Source organism: Staphylococcus sp. GDY8P45P (assembly GCF_017892745.1).
Taxonomy (GTDB): domain Bacteria; phylum Bacillota; class Bacilli; order Staphylococcales; family Staphylococcaceae; genus Staphylococcus; species Staphylococcus cohnii.
The window spans coordinates 427,831-453,002 of sequence record NZ_JAESLS010000004.1; the positions used below are offsets into that span (position 1 = coordinate 427,831).

The window sequence follows — 25,172 nt, forward strand, 5'->3', positions numbered from 1 at the left end:
TTTCATTTGTTGAGTTATCTTAATATATAGGATGAAAAAAATTAGTCAAAATTGATATTTTTGACCAACACATGAATAAAGTAGGGCTAGTTGTGCTACATGTTTTTACTTATTTTCGGATTTGTATAACATCCACAGTTAGCCCTATATTTATAAATGAAATATTAAATGAAAATACAAATATAGAAAGGAATTAACACATGTTAAGTATAAAAAACTTATCTAAAGTCTATGGTGGAACAAAAAAAGCCGTAGATAATATTTCATTGGAAATCGAATCTGGTGAATTTATTGCATTTATCGGTACAAGTGGGAGCGGGAAGACCACTGCTTTAAGAATGATAAATAGAATGATTGAAGCTACGGAAGGTGAAATTGCAATCAACGGTAAAAATGTTCGCAAAATGAATGCCGTTGAATTACGTAGAAAAATTGGTTATGTGATACAACAAATTGGATTAATGCCTCATATGACAATTAAAGAGAATATAGTCTTAGTACCTAAATTATTAAAATGGTCTGATGAAAAGAAAGAGAAAAAAGCTAAAGAATTGATAAAATTAGTAGATTTACCAGAAGAATACTTAGATAGATATCCTTCACAACTGTCTGGAGGACAGCAACAACGTATTGGTGTTGTGCGTGCTTTAGCAGCTGAACAAGACGTCATTTTAATGGATGAACCATTTGGTGCGCTAGATCCAATTACGAGAGATACATTACAAGATTTAGTTAAAGAACTGCAACAAAAATTAGGTAAAACATTTATTTTTGTCACACATGATATGGATGAAGCGATTAAATTGGCAGATAAAATTTGTATTATGTCTGAAGGAAAAGTCGTTCAATTTGATACACCAGATAATATTTTACGTCATCCTGCAAACGATTTCGTACGTGATTTTATCGGTCAAAACAGATTAATCCAAGATAGACCAAATATGAGAACTGTAAAAGATGCAATGATACGACCAGTAACCGTTCATGCGGATAATTCATTAAATGAAGCGGTTAAAATTATGAGAGATCGACGTGTCGATACATTATTTGTCGTTGGTAATAATGATAGATTACTTGGATATTTAGACATAGAAGATATTAACCAAGGTTTGCGTGCTCATAAAGAACTCATTGATACGATGCAGCGTGATATATACAGAGTAAGAGTAGATAGTAAATTACAAGATACAGTGCGTACCATCTTAAAACGAAATGTAAGAAATGTACCAGTTGTAGATAGTGATGAAGAGACATTGATTGGACTAGTTACGAGAGCAAACTTAGTCGATATCGTTTACGATAGTATTTGGGGCGAATTAGATGAAAATGTCAGTGCACAAAAAAATGCTATTGTTGAGCCCGATAATGTAGGAGCTGATAAGTAATGAAAGACTTTGTAGAGCAGTATGGTGGGCAACTGATATCGAAAACAGTTGAACATTTCTATATCTCAATCATCGCTTTGTTAATTGCTATCGTCATCGCTGTACCATTAGGTATTTTATTATCAAAAATGAAAAGAACATCTAATGTTGTGCTGACCATTGCTGGTGTGTTACAAACGATACCAACATTAGCAGTATTGGCAGTAATGATTCCAATTTTTGGTGTGGGTAAATTACCTGCAATTGTAGCATTATTTATTTATGTATTATTACCAATATTAAACAATACTGTATTAGGTGTACAAAACATAGATGACAACATTAAAGAAGCAGGCACAAGTATGGGTATGACACGCTTTCAATTAATGAAAGATGTGGAATTACCGTTAGCCTTACCGCTTATATTAGGAGGTATTCGTTTATCTTCTGTTTACGTAATTAGTTGGGCAACTTTAGCCAGTTATGTAGGCGCAGGCGGTTTAGGTGACTTTGTATTTAATGGATTAAACTTGTATGACCCACTAATGATTGTAAGTGCAGCAGTATTAGTTACTGCTTTGGCGTTAATCGTAGATTTCTTACTATCACTGGTAGAAAGATGGGCTGTACCTAAGGGATTAAAAGTATCCAGATAATTTGAGGAGGACATTATGAAGAAATTGAAACAATATGCTATTGTGCTTGTGTTGTGTCTGACGGTCTTATCTGGATGTAGTTTACCGGGATTAGGTGGCAACAGTTCAGAACAAGATGTCAAAATCACAGCACTTGCAACAAGTGAATCACAAATTATGTCTCATATGCTGAGACTATTAATAGAACACGATACAAATGGCAAAATTAAGCCAACATTAATTAATAATTTAGGATCGAGTACGATTCAGCACAATGCATTAGTAAATGGTGACGCGAATATGTCAGGTGCTAGGTATAATGGCACAGATTTAACTGGTGCGTTAAATGAAGATCCGATTAAAGACCCTAAAAAAGCTATGAAAGCAACTCAAGATGGTTTCCAAAAAAAATTCGATCAAACGTTCTTTAACTCTTATGGTTTTGCTAACACTTATGCGTTTATGGTCACTAAAGAAACAGCAGAAAAATATAATTTAGAAACTGTATCTGATTTGAAAAAACATCCAGAACTTAAACTTGGTGTAGATAGTTCTTGGCTAAACCGTGAAGGTGACGGTTATCCTGGATTTACAAAAGAATATGGTTTTAAGTTTGATACTATCAGACCAATGCAAATTGGTTTAGTATATGATGCATTAAACTCTAATAATTTAGATGTAGCTGTAGGTTATTCAACAGATGGGCGTATTGCAGCATATGACTTAAAAGTATTAAAAGACGATAAACAGTTTTTCCCACCATATGATGCGAGTGCAGTTGCTACGAATGAATTGTTAGATAAACATCCAGAGTTAAAACCAATCATCAATAAACTAGACAAAAAAGTTTCGACATCTGAAATGCAAAAACTTAATTATCAAGCAGATGGTGAAGGACAAGAACCAGCAGTAGTTGCTGAGAACTTCTTAAAAGAACATAATTATTTTGAAAATGATAAGAAAGGTGGTCAAAGCTAATGGAAGGTAATTTATTACAACAATTAGTAGAATATTATTCAGTCAACTATGGCTACCTTTGGGATTTATTTTTAAAACATTTATTAATGTCTGTTTATGGTGTGTTATTTGCATCTATTGTTGGTATTCCAATTGGTATCCTGATTGCACGATATAGTAAATTTTCTGGCGTTATTATTACCATCGCTAATATTATTCAAACCGTTCCAGTTATTGCAATGTTAGCGATACTCATGCTCGTTATGGGATTGGGTACCACTACGGTCGTAGTAACAGTATTTTTATATGCACTATTACCGATCATAAAAAATACCTATACAGGTATCATGGGTGTTGATGCGAATATTAAAGATGCTGGTAAAGGTATGGGTATGACGCGAAACCAAGTGCTAAGAATGATTGAGTTACCTTTATCACTCTCTGTAATATTGGGTGGATTAAGAATAGCACTTGTTGTTGCAATTGGAGTTGTAGCAGTCGGTTCATTTATTGGTGCACCTACATTAGGTGACATCGTTATCCGAGGTACAAATGCTACAGATGGTACAACATTTATTTTAGCTGGTGCGATTCCAATCGCATTAATTGCTATCATTATTGATGTAGGTTTAAGATTATTGGAAAAACGTTTAGACCCATCGCATAAAGCAGAAAAAAGAAGTAAACAAAAACCACAAAGTATTAATGAATAGAAGGTCGTGAAATCATTGGCATTATTATCGATTAATTATAATTCAAAAACAATAGGTATGCATCATCATTTTATGGTGATTCTTCCAGAAGATGAAAGTTATTTCAAAAAAAGTACGCAACCTAAGCCATTAAAAACGCTTTTATTACTACATGGATTATCCAGTGATGAAACTTCATATATGCGTTATACAAGTATCGAGCGCTATGCGAATGAGCATCAACTTGCAGTTATTATGCCTAATGCAGATCACAGTGGTTATAGTAATATGGTTTTTGGTCATAAGTATTATGACTATGTATTAGAAGTACTTGATTATGCGCATCAAATTTTACCTCTGTCACAAAAGAGAGAAGATAATTTTATCGCAGGTCATTCTATGGGTGGTTATGGAACGATTAAGTTTGCATTAGCTGAAGGACATCGATTTGCTAAAGCTTGTCCCTTATCGGCTGTATTTGATGCTCAGGCGTTTATGGATTATGATTGGTACGATTATTCCGGAGAAGCTATTGCAGGCGTCTCTAAAAACGCAACAGATAATGAACTGGATCCGTATTATTTGGTTGATCAGGCTATTCAACAAGATAAAAAGATACCAGATTTATTAATCATGTGTGGTACAGAAGATGCGCTACATGAAGATAATAAAAAATTCATTAAATATCTAGATGAAAAGCAAATTTCATATTGTTTTGAGGATGGACCTGGTGAGCATGATTATGCTTATTGGGACTTTGCCATTAAACGTGTTATGGACTGGTTAGTTAAAGCATAGTATATGGTAAATAACATCTTTAAATAATGAATAAAATCAGAACGATGAAATCAGTTTAAATATAAAAAGGGCTAATCCACTTGATAGGGATTAGCCCTTTTGTACTGTACTAGGTGATTAATTTGTAATATTGTCGTATTTTTGATGTAGTCATTTGTTTTTGAAAAGCATAGATAACTATAATAAATCTGCTGCTTCGATTTTTTGATTTTTCTATCTATACGTTTACTGAGCTGTAGTGCGGTATTCTTCCTCTAATTTTCCTAAATGTCTCAATGTAGGTGTAAGTGCTGCAAAAAAGAATCCTTCTTTTAATTTACGTGCTTGTGGTGCACGTGGAGAGTATGCTCTAGAACCACCGTTGACCATTGAAGCTTGGTTTACTTCTAATAATAGGTAACCAGCTTCTTTTTTAATTTTGATCAGTTGGGCAAAATCATCGTCCAGATGATTGTTGTCAATAATATGATAAAATGCGCTTTTAAGTTGTTTATATTGTTGTTCATATGCATTGATATCAAATTCTAAATATTTATTGATGCCATTTTGTGCGTCGGAAAATTTATGAATTAAATCTAACGAATCTCTGATTGAGCCGAGTGCTATAGGAATTTGTAAAGCTACAAATTGTGGTCGAATAGCAGAAGCAAAGCTTTTTGCTTCTTTTGTTATAATTTGTGATTCAGGAATCTCTACGTTATTCATTTCAATAGAAAACGTAGCTGACCCATTGACACCTAAGAAATTTGATTTTTCATCTAAAGTAATACCTTCTTGGTTGGCTTTTACAATAAGCATGACTAATTCATCTGTATCATTTGCCTTAGAAATTGCTCCGAAATAATGATCGGACGCAATATTACTTATTGCAGGCAATTTACCATTAATAATTAATGTATTGTCATTATAATGATGTGATAAATTAAATGATTCCAAATCGTTGAAAGATTTCATAGGGTTAGATAAACCTGTTGCTCCTAAAATTTCTCCATTTAACAACTGTTTTTGTAAAGTTTTATTTAAATGTGGTTGATTTGCGTTTTGTAAATATGTTGAAAAAGCTAATTGGCACCATAAACAAAAGCCTGTAGTTAAACAAGATTTTGAGACTTCCTCAATAACTTCTGAGTTGTTTTTTAAGTCATTTTCAGAAAAATAGCCATCTTTAAATAAACCTTGAATAAATGGTCTTGGGTAATAACTTCCCTCGTCAATTTCAATAACGTAGGGATCTAATTCTGTTTCAATACGTTTTTGTAAAGTCATATAAATTACTCCTTTATTCTCCAAATCTAATTAAAATTAATTTTTCTAAATAACTAATAATTCTATCTATAATAAATCCAAAGAGTCCAATAAAGAAAATAGCTGATAATACATCTTCTAAATTTAACATATTGCGTGCATCTACGATTAAAAATCCTAGACCAGATTGGGCTCCAATCATTTCACCTGAAACTAAGAAAATCCAACTTGTTCCCACTGCCATGTGAATACCAGCCATAATATGTTTAAATGAAGCGGGGAATAAGATGTTACGGTACAATGTCCACCCAGTTAAATTCATATTTGATGCTATTTTTAAGTATTGAGGCTCAACATTTCTAACGCCTTTAATCGTACTAAATACGATCGGGAAAAAAGCAGCGATAAAGATGATAGCCATTGCTGGTAAACTTCCAATGCCAAACCATAAAACGACAAATGGTGACCAAGCAATAGGTGAAATAGGTCGTATAAGTTGAAATAATGGTTCTATTGCAGTGTGCAATAAACTACTGCGTCCTAAAAGAAAACCTGTCGGAACACCAATTAAAATTGCGATACTAAATCCAACGAAGAATCGAAACAAACTGATGCCCAAGTGTGTGAATATTTCCCCGGTAATAATAAAATGCCAAATACTCTGTGCTACTAAGATCGGCCCTGGAAGTAGTATAGGTTTATAATTCCCAACCCAAATGACGCATTGCCAAATAAATAAGAAAAGTATGAATGTTAGTATAGGTAAAGTTTGCTTTTTAATTAAATTGACTGACATGCTGCCTATGCCTCCTTATATAGTGTTGGATCAACGAATGATTTATACGATGGTGTTTTAAATAACTGATGTTGGTTAACCAAATGTGTAATTTCTTGATAACCATCTTTTTTAATAGATAAATCTCCATATGTTGTCCATTCTGCGGATTGTGTCAATACTTTTTTGTCTTGTTTAAAGTGTTTAGACATAATATCAACGCTTTTTGATTTATCATCCATTTGATATCCAGCTTTTTTATAATCAGCCATAAAACTTTGAGCAACATGTTTTTGATTTTTTATTAGGTCAGTTCTAAGTACTAAAGCACAACAGTATGCATCGGGAATCACTTCATTACCATGTTTTAAAGTTTTTCCACTGCCCAACTTTTCTCCTAATGCGCCGAAAGGTTCAGCCACAGAATATCCAGAGATTCTATGTTCATTAAGTGCAGCTGGCATTTCTGCTGGAGCCATTTCATGATAACTGAATGTTTGATTATTTAAATTTAATTGTTTTCTCATTTCTTCCAATAATAAGTAATGTGTTGAATAACGATGGGGGATAGCAAAACGATATTGACTCCCATTACTAAAGTCATTCACTGTTTCACCTTTTTGTCCCATAATGACATTACCTTCATGATGTCCTAGCGCAACTGCTTTAATATCAGCACCTTTTTGTTTGGATTTCATAGCTAATTCTATCAAAGTTGATGCGCCATCAATCCTTCCGCTATTTAATGCATCCATAAGATCTGGCCAATTATTAAACTTAATTAATTTTAATTTGTAACCATTATGTTTGGCTTGTGCTTTTACTTTTTGAGTCATCATTAAGTTAGCAGAATGTGTAATTGGCAAGTAACCAATTTTTAATGTCTTTTGATCTTGACCATGGTTATTATTCTTCTGAACAGATTGATTACTACATGCACTTAATATAAGGATTATAATTATTGGAAAGATGATTATTTTTTTCAATAGTTACAACTCCTTATATGTAATATTCGGGTTCTGCTTGATGATGATTTAATGCGAATTTTTCCATAATGTTATTTCTTAATGTTAATAAATAACTATCATTTCTATTTCTCGGATGTGATTGTTCAATTGAATATTGGCTTATAATATTACAACCATCTCCGAGTAAGATAATGTGGTCAGAAAGATAAATGGCTTCATCGATGTCATGCGTAACTAGAATTATCGTAGCTGTAGAACGTTTTTGGAGTTGTACAAGTTGATCTTGTAATTTATAACGTGTAAAAGCATCAAGTGCGCCTAATGGTTCATCCATCAATATGACTTTTGGTTGATGTACCTGGGCACGACAAAGTGCCACACGTTGTTTCATTCCTCCAGATAATTGCTCAGGAAATGTCTTCCCTTTATGATCTAAATCAACATATTTTAAATAATTATTGATTTCATCATCACTAATTTCATGATTTAATCCTAAACGAATATTGTCATTTATATTTTTCCAAGGTAGTAAATTATGATGTTGAAAAATCATTAAACAGTCAGGTGATGGATTTTGCTTTAATTGATCTTCAATTGTAACAGTGCCTGATGAAGGTGTTAAAAAACCGCCTATAATGTTCAACATGGTAGACTTACCACAACCACTTTTACCTAGAAAAGTTATTATTTTGCCTTTTTCAATATTTAAATTGAAATCATCGATTACACGATGGTCTCCAAATTGATGTTGGATGTGATTAATGCGAATCATGACAACACCTCTATTATTCCTATCTATTTAGTAAGTTTTTTGATAAAAAAAAGAGCGGTAGAAATCTAAAATGTATCATTTGATTTCATATTGCCGCTCCTTGAATAGTCTTAAGGTTATTTATAAGTTTGATCAAATCGTCAGTTCAAATTGGTATGACTGTTTTCATTGATACTTATAAATAACTTTTGCTAACTAAATCTGCGCAATTATAAATTTTAATTATAAAGAAAAGATTTAGTTATAATTTTTCAATATCGTCAATAGGTGTATCTACAGCTTTTCTTGCACGACGAACGGCATCTTCATCGGGTGCATCATATAAGCAGATACATTTTGACATATCTTCACATACATAAGTACGTTGGAATTGAACTTCAGGTACTTCTTCATAGTGGACAGAATTTTTCTTTTTACGCGCTAAATATTGGTCCATTGTAATACCTTCTGGGATATTCCACGTAACTAGGTAATCAACATGTGCATCGCCTTTTTTAACTTCTTCTAAATCTTTACCTACTAAGCGAACTTCTTTAACTAAATTAATATTGATAGATGCATCTTCAAGAAATTGTTTAGCTTCTGTGTCATTGTTAGCTTCTACAATAAAATAGCCGTGTGTTAAGTCTTCTGTTGCTTGAACTTCAATCAATGTTGGTACTTCACCTGTAGTAAGTTTTGCTGCTTTATCTTCTAAGTCTTTTTTAGACTTTGCGAAATCAAGATTATTTGCTTCGAGTAAATATAATGTCATTTAATAGAACCTCCAATGTTAATAATAAATGTATAATACAATAATTCTTATCAAAATACAAGGATATAAAAGTATATTATTTTAATTTTCTGATAATTGTTTAAAATTTTATTCTATGAATAGGAAACTTTACAATGTGTTTGAACGGGTGTGTACATTAAATGTAGTAGACACAACTGAAGTGAAATAGTAGGGGGAACGAGTAACTAAGTTTTGTAAAACTAAAAAAACGTCAATTTCTATTATAAATATAGAAATTGACGTTTAACATTTAGCTCGACTTGTTTATGTTTCAAGCGTTTTTAGTTTTGAGCTTAGATATTATAGTAAAACTGTTGCTAAAATTGGTGCGACAACGACTACGATAACACCTACGATTACAAGTGAAATAGAGGCCATTGAAGCTTCTGTCTCACCAAATTCTTGTGCGGATGACACTCCTAATGAATGACCACTTGTACCAAGTGCTAGTCCACGAGCAATAGGGTTTGTAATGTTAAATAACTTAATGAGTTTGGAACCTAAAGCATAGATAATGACACCATTTAAGATAACTGCTAGTGATGTTAATTCTTTGATACCACCAATATCAGCTGATACTGGTAATGCAATGGCAGTTGTAGCACCTTGTGGTAACATAGATGCAATGATTTCATTTGAAAATTGGAAAGCATTTGCAATGAAATAGATAAATACCAACGCAGCTGTTGTTCCAAAAGCAATGCCACCAAGTATCTGTTTCCAATATTTCTTAAGTACATCGCGTCGTTTATATAATGGAATTGCAAAACAGATAGTTGCAGGTTCTAAAAAGAAATTGATAATGTCGCCACCGATTTTATAATTGGCATAGTCTATGCCTGTTAATTTTAGGAAAGCAATACCAAAGACCATGCTAACAAATAATGGGGTGAATAAAAAGAAGCCATTTGTCTTCTTGAATAAAATCGTCGCTATGATAAAAGGTATAATTGATAATAAAATTCCGAAATAAGGTGTGTTAATGCCCAAATGATCTATCATAATTTTTCCTCCGCTAACTGATTAGGTTTTCTTTTCTTAGGTATAAATGATTTCGTAATTAGCATTTGTGAGAAAAATCCTGTGCATAGTAATAACAAGATTGTAGAAATGATAATTAGTAATATAATCAGAATAGGACTCTGACTTAATACGCCTAATGAATTAATAACTGATATACCTGCAGGTACAAATAAGAAACCAATATTATTTGTTAGCGTCGTACCAACTTTTTCAACTTCCCCAAGTTTAACAATCCCTGTACATAATGCAATAAATAATAAGACTAGACCTATCACTGATGCTGGCATAGGAATAGGCATAAAACTTTCGATGATATTTGATAAAAGCATGATGATTGCCAACACTAGTACTTGATGAAAAAAGTTATATGTTTTTGAATGGTTTGGCTGTTTCTCAGCTTGTTTTATGTTTGTTTCCATATTGTATTTCCTCCCGAATTAATCTTGAGTTAATTATAATATGAAAACGGTTACTGATAGTCGTTTTAAAGGTGAATTACGAAACGTATATGCTGAGTTGCATTAATTACGACGTGACACTCAAATTAATCCCATATCTTGCTTGAATGTTTTCATATATGAACGACTAACTTGGAATTTTAATGCATTTGTCATAGTGAGTTGGTAGGTATAGTTAAACCAATGTTCAATTGTTTGTATGTGTACTTTATTAACAAGAGTGGCACGGTGAATTCTCATAAACAAAGGGTTTGCAATTTTTTTCTCGTAATGATTAAGTGGCTCAGTTGTATGATAATTTTCTTGTAAGGTATTGATTGTGGTAATACCGTTATTGACAGAAATAGCAATAATATCTTCTAAATTAATGATATGAATACGCTCATCTACTTCAATAGGTAATACCATTTGTGATGTTGGTGCATTATCTTTTTGTGTGTCATTTGGATGCTGAATCACTTCAGTTGCTTGTTTGTAACTGTCATGATCTAGTGCAATTTCAACTTTGTGAATAGCTTGGGCAATACGTTTTTGTTCGAATGGCTTTAAAATATAATCCGTTGCATCTAGTTCAAATGCTTTAACAGCGAAAGTATCATGCGCTGTAGCAAATATAATATGTGGTGGGTTTTGCATTTTATTAATTTTATTAGCTAAATCTAGTCCACTCTCTTCCATTAAATTAATATCTAAAAAGATTACATCATAATGATCATAAAGTAAGAGTTCTAATGTCTCTGAAACATTTTCTGCTTCATTGATTACCTCAAAGGTACGAATTTCATTTAATAAGTAATGTAGTTCGTTACGCGCTAAAGGTTCATCATCTACAATAATTGCTCTCAATGTTTATCTTCCTCTCTTATATAAAATGGAATTATATAACTCACGTTAGTACCGTCTTTGCTAGAATGAATATGCATTTTAGCCGTAATGCCAAACAAGCCTTCTAATCTGTGGTTTAAATTTTCTAATGCGCTACCTGTGCCTAAATCCGAATAAACACGTGTTTTGCCTATGTTATTAATTTTATCATCCGGGATGCCTGAGCCATTATCTTCAACTGATATATATAATCCATCTTCTGTTTTATAAGCAGTTACGATAATACGATTGTTATATTTACGATTTTTAAAGGCATGTTTGATTGCATTTTCTATAAGTATTTGTATCGCAAATGGTGGAACAAGCGCACCATAACATGAGTCTTCAATATTAAATGAAACATCAAAACGATCTGGATAACGTGCTTGTTCAAGTGATAAATAAGCCTCGACTTGTTGTAATTCCTTCTCAAGTGAAATGGTATTATTCCGTGCACCTTGCAAATTTGAACGGAAAAATTGACTGAGTTGTAACAGTAATTTTCTCGCCTTTTCACTATCAATTCTGACTAAGGCAGAAATTGTGTTGATGGCATTGAAAAAGAAGTGTGGATTTACTTGTGCTTGTAGTGATTTGATTTCAGCATCTCTAACCAAAGCACTTTGTGTTTCAGCTTGTCCTAATTCAAGTTGACTAGAAAAAATCTCTGCAAGACCAGAAGCTAATTGTTTATCGGAATGAGAAACATCATGCTTATTTGTAAAATATAGTTTTAAAGTTCCAACAACATCATTCTTAACGCTTAGTGGAACGACAATGGCTGCTTCGAGTGGGCATTCAGGGTGATTACAACCAATATCTTCCCTTGAATATGCTTCTTTTAAAGTACCTGCTTGAATTGCTTGTTTAGAAAGATTAGTAATGATTTGTTTTTGCGCAACATGATGATCACTCGCCGCACCCACATGCGTTAATATATCTTTTCGATTGGTGATAGCTACTGCCGAAACACGCATAAGATTTAAAATAATGGTAGCTGCTTGTTTGGCAGAATGTTCATTTAATCCTGACCGGAAAAATGGTAATGTTTCATTTGCTAGTTGTAGGACATCATGTGTTTGTATTGCGCGTGTTTCTTCTTCTTGCTTAATTGTTGATAATATAATTGATAAAAAAATTGCAGTTCCGATTGAGTTGATTGAAATCATAGGTAAAGCAATGAGTTTAACTAAAGACCAAGCATGCTCTGTATTATCAGAAAAAATTAAGATACAAATCATTTGAATAACTTCTGTAGTACCGCCAATGATCGTACCTTTAACAATAGTAGGATACTGTCGTGCACGCATTGCTCTATAACCAAAATAACCTGATACTAGTGCGATAAATATAGATGAAATTAGATAGATATAAGCATCTGCACCACCAATATAAACACGGTAAATGCCTGAAATCATTGCTACAAAAATAGCAACGAATGGTCCTCCAATTAAACCTGAAACGCCGATAGTAAGCACGCGCGTATTTGCGAGAGAAGCTTCAGGATCTAAATGATTATAGACACTGCCATTAACGACTTCATTACCGTTAATTTGTATGCCTGTAAAGTTTGAAATCATAGAGAAACATCCGAAGATAATGATGAGTTGCCATTGCGAACTTCGTTTATCTCTTTGGTTCATCATTGTTTTAAAATGATTAATATTCATTAATATATAAGCGATAATAATAATAAGACCTACACGTTCTAGTAATAAAATAAATAAATTTAACATCTCATACACCTTTATAGATAATTTGTCTATCTAGTATAATACATATATTTGATAATGCATTAATTATTCTTTTAGAAAGGATTAGAAATTTTAAAAGGTGTCAATATATTTTGTGGAATAATCAAAAAAAGACACTTAATACACTTTGCGTGCTGTTTTTTAGCAATAAATTGAAGTAAATGTTATTTTTATCTTATTGACTTTTTCAAAAAAATATTTTGAATTTTAAAAAGTCATATTTACTATGTAATCATTATTATAAGGCAAGAGGAAATGTTTTGAAGCTTGAAGCGTTAAATCATTGATAATGATTATAGTTGTTTCACGGGGATTTAGGAGGCAAAATTATATGGAATCAGAACAACCATTTGAAGGAGATAACAGACTTCTTTTAGGTATTTTTTTAAGCGTAATAACATTTTGGTTGTTTGCTCAATCGCTCGTTAATATCGTTCCCGCATTAGAATCATCTTTCTCAACTAGTTATGGAACAATTAATGTAGCTGTAAGTTTAACCGCACTTTTATGTGGTTTGTTTGTTGTAGGTTCAGGAGGTCTTGCTGATCGGTACGGTAGAGTTAAAATGACTTATATCGGTTTGACTTTAAGCGTTCTCGGATCATTACTTATTATCATCCCGGGATTTGTCCCTTTACTTGTACTTGGGAGAGCAATACAGGGATTATCTGCGGCATGTATCATGCCTTCAACATTAGCAATTATAAATGAATACTATATTGGAAGAAGGCGACAACGCGCGTTAAGTTATTGGTCTATTGGTTCATGGGGTGGTACTGGCATTTGCTCATTCTTTGGTGGTATCATGGCTACATTTGTTGGATGGAGATCTATATTTATTATTTCGATAATGGTAGCTTTAGTGTCTATGTATTTAATAAAACACACACCAGAAACAAAAGCAGTTCAAACTGAGTCATCAAAGCGTGCCAAATTTGATTTTGTAGGGCTAATTATATTAATAGTTGCAATGCTGAGTGTCAATTTAATCATTACACAATCTTCAAATTATGGTTTCTTTTCGCCACTTATTTTGATGTTAATTGTGATATTCATCATTTCAATTATTGTATTTGTATTATTTGAAAACAAAGTTAAAAACCCTTTGATAGATTTTAAACTTTTTAAACACAAAGCATACAGTGGTGCTACAGTTTCAAACTTTTTATTAAATGCTGTAGCAGGGACACTTATTGTTGCGAATACTTATTTTCAATCAGGATTACATTTCACATCGTTTCAATCAGGGATGATGACCATTACTTATTTAATAGCTGTTTTAATCATGATTCGCGTTGGAGAAAAGATTCTTCAGGAGGTAGGTCCTAAAAAACCTATGCTTATTGGTGCAGGACTTAATGCGATAGGTATTCTATTAATCTCTTTCACATTTTTACCAACGCCTGTTTATGTTATCAGTTGTGTGTTAGGTTACTTAATTTATGGTGTAGGCTTAGGTATGTATGCAACACCTTCAACAGATACAGCTGTTACTACTGCGCCGGAAGATAAGGTAGGTGTCGCATCAGGCGTATATAAAATGGCATCTTCACTTGGTAACTCATTTGGAGTAGCAATTTCAGGTACAATATTTTCTATTATGTCTACTAGCGCTAATATTCATGTTGGTGCCATGTATGGACTATGGTTTAATGCTGCACTAGCAATCATTGCATTTATATTTGTATGGATATTAGTTCCGAAAAAACAATTCAACAATTAGTATATAGTAATAAGATTTATGAAATTAATAACAAAATGAAATGCATCCTTAATGCCAGGTTAAATCTCTAGCATTGAAGGGTGCATTTTTAAATTGGTCTATAAGTCATAAACCAGAGGAATAAACGCTAATAGTATGAGTAAGTTAGTACGGAATATATAGTGATATTATTGGTTATCATTAGAAAATCATATTATAATTTAGTAAACGCTTACAAGGAGGTTTGGATTGATGCAAACTTTATGGCAAAATGAACAAAACCGTTTAGCTTTACTAAAACAACTTGTAAATCACCAAACAATTACGAATACACAGGGAGAAAAAACATTTCCGAATCTGGTAAAGCAACTGTTATTACAGCTTGATTATTTTAAGACTAACCCTAAGCAAATACAAAAAATATTGACGGATGATGATAAAGAAGCACTAATAGCCTTTTATCATGGTTCTCAATCAGGTAAAACCATTGTACTCGTAAGTCATTATGATACAGTTGGCATATCAGAATTTGGTTTAGCTCATGATTTAGCTTGTAATCCTGACAAATTAGAACAATACTTTTTAGAAAATCAAAACTATTTGGATGAAGGCGCAGTGCAAGACCTACACAGTGGAGACTATTTATTTGGTCGAGGCATCATGGATATGAAAGCAGGTCTCATGCTACATATGTCTTTAATTGAATTAGCATCGATTGAGCAATGGGATATTAATCTTATTTTAGTTACGGTTCCAGACGAGGAAGTAAATTCTTCTGGTATGAGAAAAGCAGTAGAAAAATTAGCGGAATTAAATGCTACTTACGATTTGGATATACAATTACATTTGAATAGTGAACCTACTTTTCAGCAAGCTGCATCGGATGAAAAACATTATATATACTCTGGCTCAATTGGTAAAATCATGCCAGCAGTACTGTGTTATGGAAAAGAAACACATGTTGGCCATCCTCTTGAAGGGATGAGTGCTAACTTTATGATGAGCTATATTACACAAGCAGTAGAGTATAATACACAGTTAAAAGAGTATTTTGAAAATGAATCCACTCCAGTACCTGTTACATTAATGATGAAAGATATTAAAGATACATATGATGTACAAACGCCATTTAAAACTATAGGATTATTTAATTTCTTTTTATTCAATAAAACGCCTAAAGATGTTTTTAGAGAATTTATAAATACAGTCATCACTGCTGTTGATCGTTGTGAATCAGATTGGTTGTCTGTATTAGAGGCAGAGGATTACCAATTTGATAAAAAAATTAATGTTTTGACATATGAGCAACTTAAGCAATACGCCATCAAAAAATATGGTGAGAAAACAATAGTTAATATTATAGATCAAACATTACAAGAAACGCCAGAGTTGCATTTGCAGAATATTCATATTGCCGATAAGTTGATGCAAATATGTAAAAATATTGCTCCTGCTGTAGTGACATTTTTTGCCTCACCTTATTATCCTGCTGTCAATGCTTCATATGACAAACGCGTAGCATCAACTATATCATTAGTGAAACATACATTAAACGAGCAATTTCAACGTAGCAGTGAACAAGTTCATTATTTTAATGGTATCAGTGATACAAGTTATCTAAAGTTTGATGGGGATATGGAACAGATGGCTATATATGAACAAAATACACCTAATTACAATCGAACTTATGTCATTCCTTTTAAGTCAATAAAAACCATCAGTGCACCTACATTGTTGATAGGGCCAATCGGTAAAGACGCACATAAATTGAGTGAGCGATTGCATAAGCAGAGCGCATTAATAGAATTGCCTGTAGTACTAGAAAAAGTTGTTAAATCATATATTTAAAGTAGATAAATAGTTACTACTTGTTAGAGGGTGAGTTATTACGCTATTATGAATTATAAATGTTAAAATAACCTTAATTGAAAAAATGGAGTGTCAAATATGATAGAGGCGTACAAAGAATTTTGGAAAAAATATATAGATTTTCAAAGTAAATCTAATAGATTAGAGTTCTGGACACCAGTACTGATTCATATTGTTAGTATATTTATAGTAGCTATTATTGGTGTTATTGCTTTTATTTCAGGTGCTTTTATTGTTGCTACAATTTTGTCAGTATTGGTTGGGATTTTTGTGTTGGCGATGATTATACCAATGTTTGCTGTAACTTTGCGACGGTTTTATGATGCAGGAAGAAGAAGAACTTCTGCCATTATTCTTATTGCTGTGTCCATTATTGTAAACATTTCATTTGATATGATTCAAATCAATAGTATCGCTATTATACTGAATGTGATTGCATGGATTTGTACGATTATACTAATTATTGAAACATTACTACCTTCTCGTAGTGAAGCGGATGCTAACTTAAAATGGTTATAGCATTTTAAATTCGGATGAACAAATGAGAAATAAATATTTATATGTATAATTTATGGTAGTATCCAAAAGTTTAATGTGATAGTGGAGAAATAAGTTGAGGTTGAATACGCTTGTTTTAATAAAATTAAATCAATATAAAACTTGTTTTTTATTGATTATAAGCCGATATCATTGATAGTCTGAAACATTTTTAGATGTTTCAGACTTTTTTTGTTTATTTTAGAAAATTACAAAAAATATTATCTGAAAATTCATTGTATTAAAAAAAGTAAACCTTTAATATAAAAGAAGAAAGGAGGAGATAACATGGAATGGTTGAAATTGATTGGAATTTTAATTATAGTACTTGGCTTTTTATTCAAGATTGATACGATTGCTGTGATTTTAATCGCTGCTGTAGTGACAGGACTTGTATCAGGTTTGAATTTGTACGTTATTCTTGAAACATTAGGAAAAGCTTTTGTCGATAATCGTTTAGTAACACTTTTTATTTTAACATTACCTATGGTGGGGTTAATTGAGCGATTTGGTTTGAAAAAGCAAGCCTCGAATATGATTGGTAAGGTGAATAAAGTTACGAGTGGGCGATTAATGACCATATATTTATTCATTAGAGAGTTAGCAGGTGTTGCTTCAATACGTATTGGCGGACATCCACAGTTTGTGCGTCCATTGATTAATCCAATGGTACAGGGTGCGTTAAGAACACGTTATAATTTGCAAGAACATGAAGTAGACGAAAAAGATATCGAAAAGATTAAAGCGCAGACTTCTGCGATGGAAAATTATGGTAATTTCTTCGGTCAAAATTTGTTTGTAGGGGCAGCAGGTGTATTGCTAATGGTTGGTACGTTTCAATCTTTAGATATTAAGGTGAATGCCATTGATCTTGTATTAGCGTCATTACCTATAGCTGTTATTGTCTTTTTCATTGTGTGGATAAATAATATCAGATTTGATAAATATTTAGATCGGAAATACGGTAAAAAGCAGGTGGATAGACATGAGTGAGCAAACATTAAATCAAATTTTAGAACTATTTTACATATTAATTGGTTTACAATTACTTTATACCGCATATCGCGTGTTAAAAGCATCAACAAATAGCAAAAAATATGGTACAGCTTTATTTTGGATTTTATTAGCCATTTTATTTATTGCGGGTCCATATATCCCCAATGTTATCAACGGTATATTTATCATAGTTATGGGTATACTGACACTTTGTAAACAAGTGGTTATTAAAAATATTATAGATGTTAACGAAGAGCAAGGTAATGATGGTTCACAAAAATATGGGAATAAATTATTTATACCAGCCATTGTTTTAGCTGTAGCGGCGATTATTGTTTCTAACTGGACGCCACTAGGTGGGGCAATAGGTTTAGGTGTTTCTTCGATATTAGGCTTACTTGCCGCATATATCGTCATTAAGCCAAATGGTAAATATATACTTTACGACAGTGACCGTCTAACACAACAAATTGGAACAGTTGGTATATTGCCACAATTTCTTGCTGCGCTAGGTGTACTTTTTACAGTAAGTGGTGTGGGTGACGTCATTTCGAAAGGCATATCTTCTTTTTTACCAGAGGGCAATCATCTTATAGGTGCAGCTGCATATGTCATTGGCATGGTACTTTTTACAATGTTAATGGGTAATGCATTTGCTGCATTTACAGTTATCACAGCGAGTATCGGTATCCCATTTGTTATCGCTCAAGGTTGGGACCCTGTTATAGCTGGTGCGCTTGCTATGACTGGTGGATTTTGTGGTACGTTATTGACACCTATGGCAGCTAATTTTAATACTTTACCAGTTGCGTTATTAGAAATGAAAAGAGAATTCGGCGTGATCAAAGCCCAAGCGCCAATTGCACTTATATTAATTTTGGTACATATAGGATTAATGTATGTTTGGGCGTTTTAAAGCATAAAAAGTATGTCTTAAATAAAATGAAAAGGGGATGTTAATGATGAAAATTTTAGTAACAGGATTTGATCCTTTTGGTGGAGAGAAGATTAATCCAGCACTGGAAGCCGTTAAATTATTGCCGAATGAAATTGAATCACATCAGATTGTGAAGTTAGAAATACCTACAGTTTTTAATAAAAGCAAAGAAACTATAGTTAATAAATTAAAACAAGAACAGTATGATGTTGTATTAGCAATTGGACAAGCAGGTGGAAGATTTGAATTGACGCCAGAACGTGTAGGCATAAATATTGATGATGCACGTATACCTGATAATGAGGGTAATCAGCCGATAGATGAAGTTATTCAATCATCAGGTGATGCAGCTTATTTTTCAAACTTACCAGTTAAACGCATGACAGAGGCAATTAAGTCTGCAGGTGTACCAGCGAGGTTGTCTAATACAGCAGGTACCTTTGTATGTAATCATATTTTGTATCAACTTGGATTTTTACAAGCAACACAATTTCCAAACATTAAATTTGGTTTTATACATGTGCCTTTTATTCCGCAACAAGTAACAGATAAACCTGAAAAACCATCTATGTCTATTCAAACTATTGCAGAAGGTTTGGAAGCTGCGCTCAAAGCGATTATAGAATCAGATGAGGACATCAAAATTGCTTTAGGTGAAACACATTAAGTTACTTATAGAATAGTGCATTGAAATGAAAAAGCAGTGACATGCTATGATGATAGCTGGTATCACTGCTTTTTTAGCGCATAAAACTGTGCTTATGTTTCATTGATTTTTTAATAATCATGCTCATTTCTTGAATAATTCATACGAACTTCATAATAAGTTTTTCCGAAATAAGTAGCTTGTTTATCATTGCTCATTTTAAATCCAATTTGTTCATAAAAATGGATTGCATTTTTATTTTCTTCGACTACCCATAGGGTTACATTATCAGGATAAGATAATTCCAAAGCGCGCTGTGTAAGTGCATAACCAATCATATGACGCTGATAATCTTCCAGTAAATAAAGTGCGAATATTTCGCTCCAGTCGTCAGAAGAAGATGAGGATTCTGTTTTACCATAAGATATGAAACCTACTACTTCGTTTTCAACAAGCGCAACTAATGTTGGAACATCGTGTAAATAAGACTTCCTGATAAACTGCACTTTGTCTAGGTTTTCTAAGTAATTATTTTTTGATAAATGATCATAAGTTTCTAACCAACTTTCATAATGGACAAGTGCTTTACCGTATTTATCTGCTTCAGTTAATGTTCTTATCGTAAATTCCATACATCTTCCCCCTTTGTTTATCAAATTGTAAATATTATAGCATCTAATTATGCGTAAAAGAAATTTTTGAATTCAAATCAGGTAAATGAAAGTTTTACAAAATTCAATATAACGACATGACTAATTGTTTAGTTCAGTGTTAGCTTTATCGAGAGAATGCTCTAATTTTAAAGCTTCTTGTTTTGCTTGTTTAGAGTAATATGAATGGGCAAAATGCATTTGTAAAATTAAAAATAACCCACTAAATGTCCAATATAAACCGAGTGCTGCTGCAGAATGTAAGGATATGTAAGTTATAAAAATAGGTGACAATATCATCATTATATAATATGTTTTGCGCTGATTTTTAGGGTAATGCATTGCATTTACAAGAGGTTGTATGAAATAAATAACAGATGCAATTAATGATATCCATAGATCTGGTTTTGTTAAATTGAACCATAAAAAATGGGGGAATTGATCTATTCCACCACTGCTAGGAAATTTAAGTGTCACGATTAAACCAAATAATATGGGCAATTGTATTAAAATTGGTAAACAACCGATAACACTTTTAATTGGATTAATATCATAACGTTTATAAATAGTCATCAAAGCCTTATTAGCTTCACGCTTTTCTTCCTGTGTTTGTGCATCACTTACGCGTTGTTTTATATTATCAATTTGTGGTTGTACTATTTTTGTTTTTTCTCTCATCAGATGCATGTTTTTAACTTGTATTAACATAAACGGCATCAAAATAAGGCGAATCGTCAGTACAATCGTGATGATTGCTAAGCCATAATTATTACCAAATAACTGTCCTAAACCATGCAAAAACATATCAATAGGTTTTACAAATATATAATAAAATAAGCCATTTCTATCCTCTTGTTTTGAATAATCACAAGCAGTTAAAATTAAAGGTAGAAATATTAAAACAATCCATTTTTTATTCATGTATTATTTCCTCCTGCTCGAATTGTGAACAATGTAACTTTAACATATTGCATACAATGTTTAAATATTATTTAATTTGTTTTAAAAAACATTTATATGAAGCGTATACATGCATTAAGACAAATCATTTATTGAGTGATATTTAAATGAATACAAGCTGAACATTTAATGAATAAATTGAAGTTATGTCATAATGAAATTGTTAAAAGAGAAGAGGAAAGTGATAAATATGTTAATAGGCATGATTTCAGATTTACATATCGATAGACATAATAAGCTGACGCCTAAAGATTATGAGCAAGCACTAGTTGCAGTTATTAAGCAACAAAAAATTGAATTATTACTTATTGCCGGTGACGTTTCAAATCATTATAAATTAACGCAATCATTTGTGAAGGAAATCGAGATGCAAACAAAGATAAAAGTACTCTTTATACCAGGAAATCATGACTTTTGGTCAATGGATACTGACGCGACTTCTTCTGAGATTTTAGATACTTATATCGAAATGGATAATTGCTTAATTGATGAACCGTATGTCATTAATGATGAGTGGGCGATTGTAGGTAATACAGGCTGGTATGACTATACTTATGCGCATTCTAAATTCTCTTTAGAACGCATTGCGCGCAGGAAGTATTATGGTGCAACATGGCAAGATAAAGTGAAAATAGATTGGGAGATTGAAGACAAAAAATTGTCAATGATAGCTGCCAAACAGGCGATGAAAGATATTGAAAAAGTAAAAGACAAAAAAATTATATTAATGACACATATCGTGACACATCGTAAATTTGCGGTACCAATGCCACATAGAATATTTGATTATTTTAATGCATTTATAGGTACTTCAGATTTTGATGAAATTTATACGCGATATGATATTAAATATAGTATTATGGGGCATGTTCATTTTCGAAATGCTTTTGAAGAAAATGGAGTGACATATATTTGTCCGTGTCTAGGTTATCAACGAGAGTGGCGTACACCATATATAGAACAGGAAATTAACCATGCGTTACATAAAATAGAAATTAATTAATCACTCTTGAAAATGAATACTCATGCGCCCAGGTGCATTATAACTGTTTTCTAATTTCTGTTTTTTAATTTTTATAATTTGATATTTATTTGGAAAAACAGCAGGTAGAACAATTGATTTTCCTAAATTAGACCATAATGGATCGATATAATAATAATGGTTGTCATCATAACCAATAAGCACTGTAACATGAATATTTGATACTAGTTGATGATGTGTATTATCAATTTTAAATGTTTTGCTAAAAGGTTTTTGTCCTAAAACAGTGTGATAAATGATGACAGGTTGGTCTTTATCAATGATGTCACATAATGCATTTAGTGATTTTCCAGTACTATTAACAATACGTTTATCATACGTTTGTAAATAAGGTACTAAGGCAGTAGGGAAAATTGTTTGATGATGACCCCATTTCACCCATAAGTGATGACCTACATAGCCTTTGTATGGATTATTCGCATGTTTAGGCCAGTGTTTCATGATATGTGTTGCTGGTATATTGTGATTATTGAATTGTAATATCATTGCACTTGCAATGCCTTCGCATCCCATAATCATGGGAATCGGAAATAATTGACTGATTGGTTTAACGGATAATATTTTTTTGTTCATAGGTAGAGACTCCTGTATCAATTAGTAAGAAAGATTAACATTAATTAATACGTTTATTATATATCTATATCAGTTTAAGTACCTACAAAGATGCTTGAATTATAGTTAATATTAGATATAATTTTATGAAATTGGTTATAATGTGCGAAAGGGGTTGAAAACATGGATTATAGAATAGAAACATTATCTGAAAGACCAGTACCAGTTGTAGGGGTAAAAAAGAAATATGCAACTGGACAAAAAGCACAAGAAAATATTTTTAAGTTTTGGATGGAATTTGAAGCAATGGGCTACAAAGATCGCTTGATATCACAAAGCAATCAATATCTAGAGGGGTTATTAGGTGTTTGTTTACCTAAAGAAAATGGTGAAATGCATTATTTAATAGGTGTGACAAGTGATGAACAGCAAAGTGAGTGGGAACAAGTTGATTTAGTAGAGGGTAGATATTTAGTATTTGATGCTAAAGGCCCTGTTCCGGAATCGATTAAACAAGCAATGCAAACTATTCATAGAAATATCTTACATACTTTAGATTATGAATTGCGGAGTGCTCCATTTTTTGAATTATATAAACCAGGTGAACTACATTCAAACGACTATATCACTGAAATTTGGTTCCCAATAAAATAGTAAAGAATAAATTTTAAAACTAAAATATAAAAAATATCGCTAGTAATGAATAAACGTCCATCTCTATAACAATTCAAATAGGAATGGACGTTTTTTGCGTTTATAGAATTTTATAAATCGATAAGCTGAAGCAACCTAAGATAAAGAAACCTCTAAATGTATGCTTGGACACGCATTTAGAGGCTTCTATATTAGGGGAGAATTCAAGTTCATACACTACTTAATCATTTGTTAGTATTGATAACGGTATGAATTGTATTTTTTAACAGTGATTCATGTTATTCGCTTATTTATAAGAATAGACTTTAACACGATTTCTAACACAATGATTAGTACAGCAGTAATAATCAAAATAATTGTATATGGTAAGATGCTGTATTCACCTTGTAATCCCACTAATGGTGACATGATACCACCAAGTATAAATTGAAATAGACCTAGTAAACTTGAGGCATTGCCACTACCGCCAGTACGAGATTCCATCGCTAATGCAAAACTTAATGGTCCGATACCAGTTACAGGGCATACATTTAAAAAGAATGCGATAACTAATACCCATAATGGTAAATGAAGCATTAATGTCACAATAATTAGCACAACGCCCATTAATTGAATGATTGTTAAAATAATTAGCAAAAAGTATCTATTCATATATGCGACAAGTTTGGCTGTAAGTTGACTCATAATAATAAGACCAATACCGTTAAAGGCAAACAAATAACTAAATTGTTGAGGTGTCATGTCATAAATTTTTTGCGTAATGAACGGTGCCGCAGATGAGAAACTAAATAGCATTACGTAAGTTAAACCTTGTAAAATCATTGGAATAATAAATGCAGGTCTTTTTAATAAATGAGCAAAATCTTTAAAAATAACTTTAAAATTGAGTTTAGCTCGATTTGGTGTATGCGTTTCTTCTAAATAGCGGATTGATAAAAATAAAATAATAACACTTACGATTGTCAAAATTACAAATATTGCTTTCCAATTAGATATCGTTAATGCATAGCCGCCTATGATTGGTGCAATAATGGTAATGATTCCGTTGATTACGAGTAAAGATGCTAGTCCTTTAGCTAACGCTTTACCTTCATGTTGATCTCCCATAGTAGCTTTAGCAATTACTATAGCACCTCCGCCAGTTAAACCTTGAACTAGACGCAAAGTGAGTAATATACTCATGGAAGCAGTGAAAACCGCCAGTAAAGAAGCTAGTGCATAGATTGAAATGATAAATAACGCCACTTTTTTGCGTCCATATGCGTCTGACAAAGGACCGAAAATAAATTGACCAATAGCAAGACCAATCATTGCAAACGATAAAGTAAGCTGTGATTCAGATACAGATGTATTAAAGTCATGTTGCACATTGGGTAATGATGGCACATACATATCTATGGTTAAAGGGCCAAATGTAGTCATGATACCCAACACAATAATGACCATAGTTGGTAGTTGGCGGTTTGAAATCTTGTCCATGTGTGAAACTCCTTTAAAATTCTCTCTAATGTTTAATTATAAACATGTTATCTCGTTTTGTAATTACA

26 protein-coding genes are annotated in these 25,172 nt (G+C 32.4%); 13 read left to right on the plus strand and 13 right to left on the minus strand.

The genetic code is table 11. The features are described from left to right. Positions 1-200 precede the first annotated feature (200 nt). The 5 genes from KA873_RS02210 to KA873_RS02230 are packed head-to-tail and all read left to right on the plus strand — an operon-like array spanning position 201 to position 4,446. Complete coding sequence (locus KA873_RS02210) at positions 201-1,385, plus strand: betaine/proline/choline family ABC transporter ATP-binding protein (RefSeq protein WP_107384090.1); 1,185 nt, start codon at positions 201-203, stop codon at positions 1,383-1,385. Further along, positions 1,385-2,020, plus strand: a complete 636-nt coding sequence (locus tag KA873_RS02215) for an ABC transporter permease (RefSeq protein WP_107386342.1) — start codon at positions 1,385-1,387, stop codon at positions 2,018-2,020. Before KA873_RS02210 ends, KA873_RS02215 begins: the two co-directional genes overlap by 1 nt. Before the next feature lie 15 nt (positions 2,021-2,035). Continuing rightward, positions 2,036-2,977: an osmoprotectant ABC transporter substrate-binding protein gene (locus KA873_RS02220; RefSeq protein WP_107386343.1), complete on the plus strand. Its 942-nt coding sequence runs from the start codon at positions 2,036-2,038 to the stop codon at positions 2,975-2,977. Next, complete coding sequence (locus tag KA873_RS02225) at positions 2,977-3,669, plus strand: ABC transporter permease (protein ID WP_107504613.1); 693 nt, start codon at positions 2,977-2,979, stop codon at positions 3,667-3,669. Before KA873_RS02220 ends, KA873_RS02225 begins: the two co-directional genes overlap by 1 nt. Before the next feature lie 15 nt (positions 3,670-3,684). After that, complete coding sequence (locus KA873_RS02230) at positions 3,685-4,446, plus strand: alpha/beta hydrolase (protein WP_107384086.1); 762 nt, start codon at positions 3,685-3,687, stop codon at positions 4,444-4,446. A gap of 225 nt (positions 4,447-4,671) precedes the next feature. Here KA873_RS02230 and KA873_RS02235 read toward each other — a convergent pair whose 3' ends face one another. From KA873_RS02235 to KA873_RS02275, 9 genes are all read right to left on the minus strand, one after another. Next, positions 4,672-5,712, minus strand: coding sequence for an acyl-CoA dehydrogenase family protein (locus tag KA873_RS02235; RefSeq protein WP_107384085.1), 1,041 nt, complete (start codon positions 5,710-5,712; stop codon positions 4,672-4,674). 13 nt (positions 5,713-5,725) lie between these two features. Continuing rightward, positions 5,726-6,487 (minus strand): ABC transporter permease, encoded by a 762-nt coding sequence (locus tag KA873_RS02240; protein ID WP_107384084.1) that lies wholly within the window; start codon positions 6,485-6,487, stop codon positions 5,726-5,728. A gap of 5 nt (positions 6,488-6,492) precedes the next feature. Next, entirely contained in the window at positions 6,493-7,452 is a 960-nt protein-coding gene (locus KA873_RS02245) for an ABC transporter substrate-binding protein (protein WP_107504937.1), read from the minus strand. A 13-nt stretch (positions 7,453-7,465) separates the two neighbouring features. Next, complete coding sequence (locus tag KA873_RS02250; protein ID WP_107384082.1) at positions 7,466-8,206, minus strand: ABC transporter ATP-binding protein; 741 nt, start codon at positions 8,204-8,206, stop codon at positions 7,466-7,468. A 241-nt stretch (positions 8,207-8,447) separates the two neighbouring features. Further along, entirely contained in the window at positions 8,448-8,960 is a 513-nt protein-coding gene (locus KA873_RS02255) for a DUF4242 domain-containing protein (protein ID WP_107384788.1), read from the minus strand. Between the two features lie 321 nt (positions 8,961-9,281). Continuing rightward, positions 9,282-9,983: an antiholin-like protein LrgB gene (gene lrgB / locus KA873_RS02260; RefSeq protein ID WP_107384789.1), complete on the minus strand. Its 702-nt coding sequence runs from the start codon at positions 9,981-9,983 to the stop codon at positions 9,282-9,284. Next, complete coding sequence (gene lrgA / locus KA873_RS02265) at positions 9,980-10,423, minus strand: antiholin-like murein hydrolase modulator LrgA (RefSeq protein ID WP_107384790.1); 444 nt, start codon at positions 10,421-10,423, stop codon at positions 9,980-9,982. Before lrgA ends, lrgB begins: the two co-directional genes overlap by 4 nt. A gap of 120 nt (positions 10,424-10,543) precedes the next feature. Then, positions 10,544-11,308, minus strand: coding sequence for a response regulator transcription factor LytR (locus KA873_RS02270; RefSeq protein ID WP_107384791.1), 765 nt, complete (start codon positions 11,306-11,308; stop codon positions 10,544-10,546). Beyond that, the gene (locus tag KA873_RS02275) at positions 11,305-13,062 is read right to left on the minus strand and encodes a sensor histidine kinase (RefSeq protein ID WP_107384792.1); all 1,758 of its coding nucleotides are present in this window, start codon (positions 13,060-13,062) and stop codon (positions 11,305-11,307) included. Before KA873_RS02275 ends, KA873_RS02270 begins: the two co-directional genes overlap by 4 nt. A gap of 349 nt (positions 13,063-13,411) precedes the next feature. Here KA873_RS02275 and KA873_RS02280 point away from each other — a divergent pair, with 349 nt between their 5' ends. The 6 genes from KA873_RS02280 (at position 13,412) to pcp (ending at position 19,788) form a co-directional block, all read left to right on the plus strand. Next, positions 13,412-14,803, plus strand: coding sequence for an MFS transporter (locus tag KA873_RS02280; RefSeq protein ID WP_107504936.1), 1,392 nt, complete (start codon positions 13,412-13,414; stop codon positions 14,801-14,803). A gap of 231 nt (positions 14,804-15,034) precedes the next feature. Then, positions 15,035-16,630 (plus strand): M20/M25/M40 family metallo-hydrolase, encoded by a 1,596-nt coding sequence (locus KA873_RS02285; protein ID WP_182474458.1) that lies wholly within the window; start codon positions 15,035-15,037, stop codon positions 16,628-16,630. Positions 16,631-16,729: 99 nt separating this feature from the next. Next, positions 16,730-17,170 (plus strand): DUF805 domain-containing protein, encoded by a 441-nt coding sequence (locus KA873_RS02290; RefSeq protein ID WP_107384795.1) that lies wholly within the window; start codon positions 16,730-16,732, stop codon positions 17,168-17,170. A 306-nt stretch (positions 17,171-17,476) separates the two neighbouring features. After that, positions 17,477-18,181, plus strand: a complete 705-nt coding sequence (locus tag KA873_RS02295; protein WP_107384796.1) for a DUF969 domain-containing protein — start codon at positions 17,477-17,479, stop codon at positions 18,179-18,181. After that, positions 18,174-19,100: a DUF979 domain-containing protein gene (locus KA873_RS02300; protein ID WP_210140150.1), complete on the plus strand. Its 927-nt coding sequence runs from the start codon at positions 18,174-18,176 to the stop codon at positions 19,098-19,100. Before KA873_RS02295 ends, KA873_RS02300 begins: the two co-directional genes overlap by 8 nt. A gap of 46 nt (positions 19,101-19,146) precedes the next feature. Continuing rightward, a complete protein-coding gene (gene pcp / locus KA873_RS02305; RefSeq protein ID WP_107384798.1) occupies positions 19,147-19,788 on the plus strand; it encodes a pyroglutamyl-peptidase I in 642 nt (213 codons plus the stop codon). 110 nt (positions 19,789-19,898) lie between these two features. Here the strand turns inward: pcp and KA873_RS02310 are convergent, their stop codons facing one another. Both KA873_RS02310 and yidC read right to left on the minus strand, forming a co-directional pair. Further along, complete coding sequence (locus KA873_RS02310; RefSeq protein ID WP_107384799.1) at positions 19,899-20,399, minus strand: GNAT family N-acetyltransferase; 501 nt, start codon at positions 20,397-20,399, stop codon at positions 19,899-19,901. 120 nt (positions 20,400-20,519) lie between these two features. Next, on the minus strand, positions 20,520-21,338 hold the full coding sequence (gene yidC, locus KA873_RS02315; protein WP_107504934.1) for a membrane protein insertase YidC: 819 nt from the start codon (positions 21,336-21,338) through the stop codon (positions 20,520-20,522). A gap of 229 nt (positions 21,339-21,567) precedes the next feature. On the opposite strand from yidC, the gene KA873_RS02320 reads away from it, so the two are divergent. Beyond that, complete coding sequence (locus KA873_RS02320; protein ID WP_107384801.1) at positions 21,568-22,380, plus strand: metallophosphoesterase; 813 nt, start codon at positions 21,568-21,570, stop codon at positions 22,378-22,380. On the opposite strand, the gene KA873_RS02325 is transcribed toward KA873_RS02320, so the two are convergent. Beyond that, on the minus strand, positions 22,381-22,992 hold the full coding sequence (locus tag KA873_RS02325) for a C39 family peptidase (protein ID WP_119517890.1): 612 nt from the start codon (positions 22,990-22,992) through the stop codon (positions 22,381-22,383). A gap of 162 nt (positions 22,993-23,154) precedes the next feature. Between KA873_RS02325 and KA873_RS02330 the strand changes: the two genes are divergently transcribed. Further along, positions 23,155-23,625 (plus strand): GyrI-like domain-containing protein, encoded by a 471-nt coding sequence (locus KA873_RS02330; RefSeq protein ID WP_107384803.1) that lies wholly within the window; start codon positions 23,155-23,157, stop codon positions 23,623-23,625. Between the two features lie 273 nt (positions 23,626-23,898). On the opposite strand, the gene KA873_RS02335 is transcribed toward KA873_RS02330, so the two are convergent. Further along, positions 23,899-25,104, minus strand: coding sequence for a putative multidrug effflux MFS transporter TcaB (locus KA873_RS02335; RefSeq protein WP_107384804.1), 1,206 nt, complete (start codon positions 25,102-25,104; stop codon positions 23,899-23,901). Positions 25,105-25,172 lie beyond the last annotated feature (68 nt).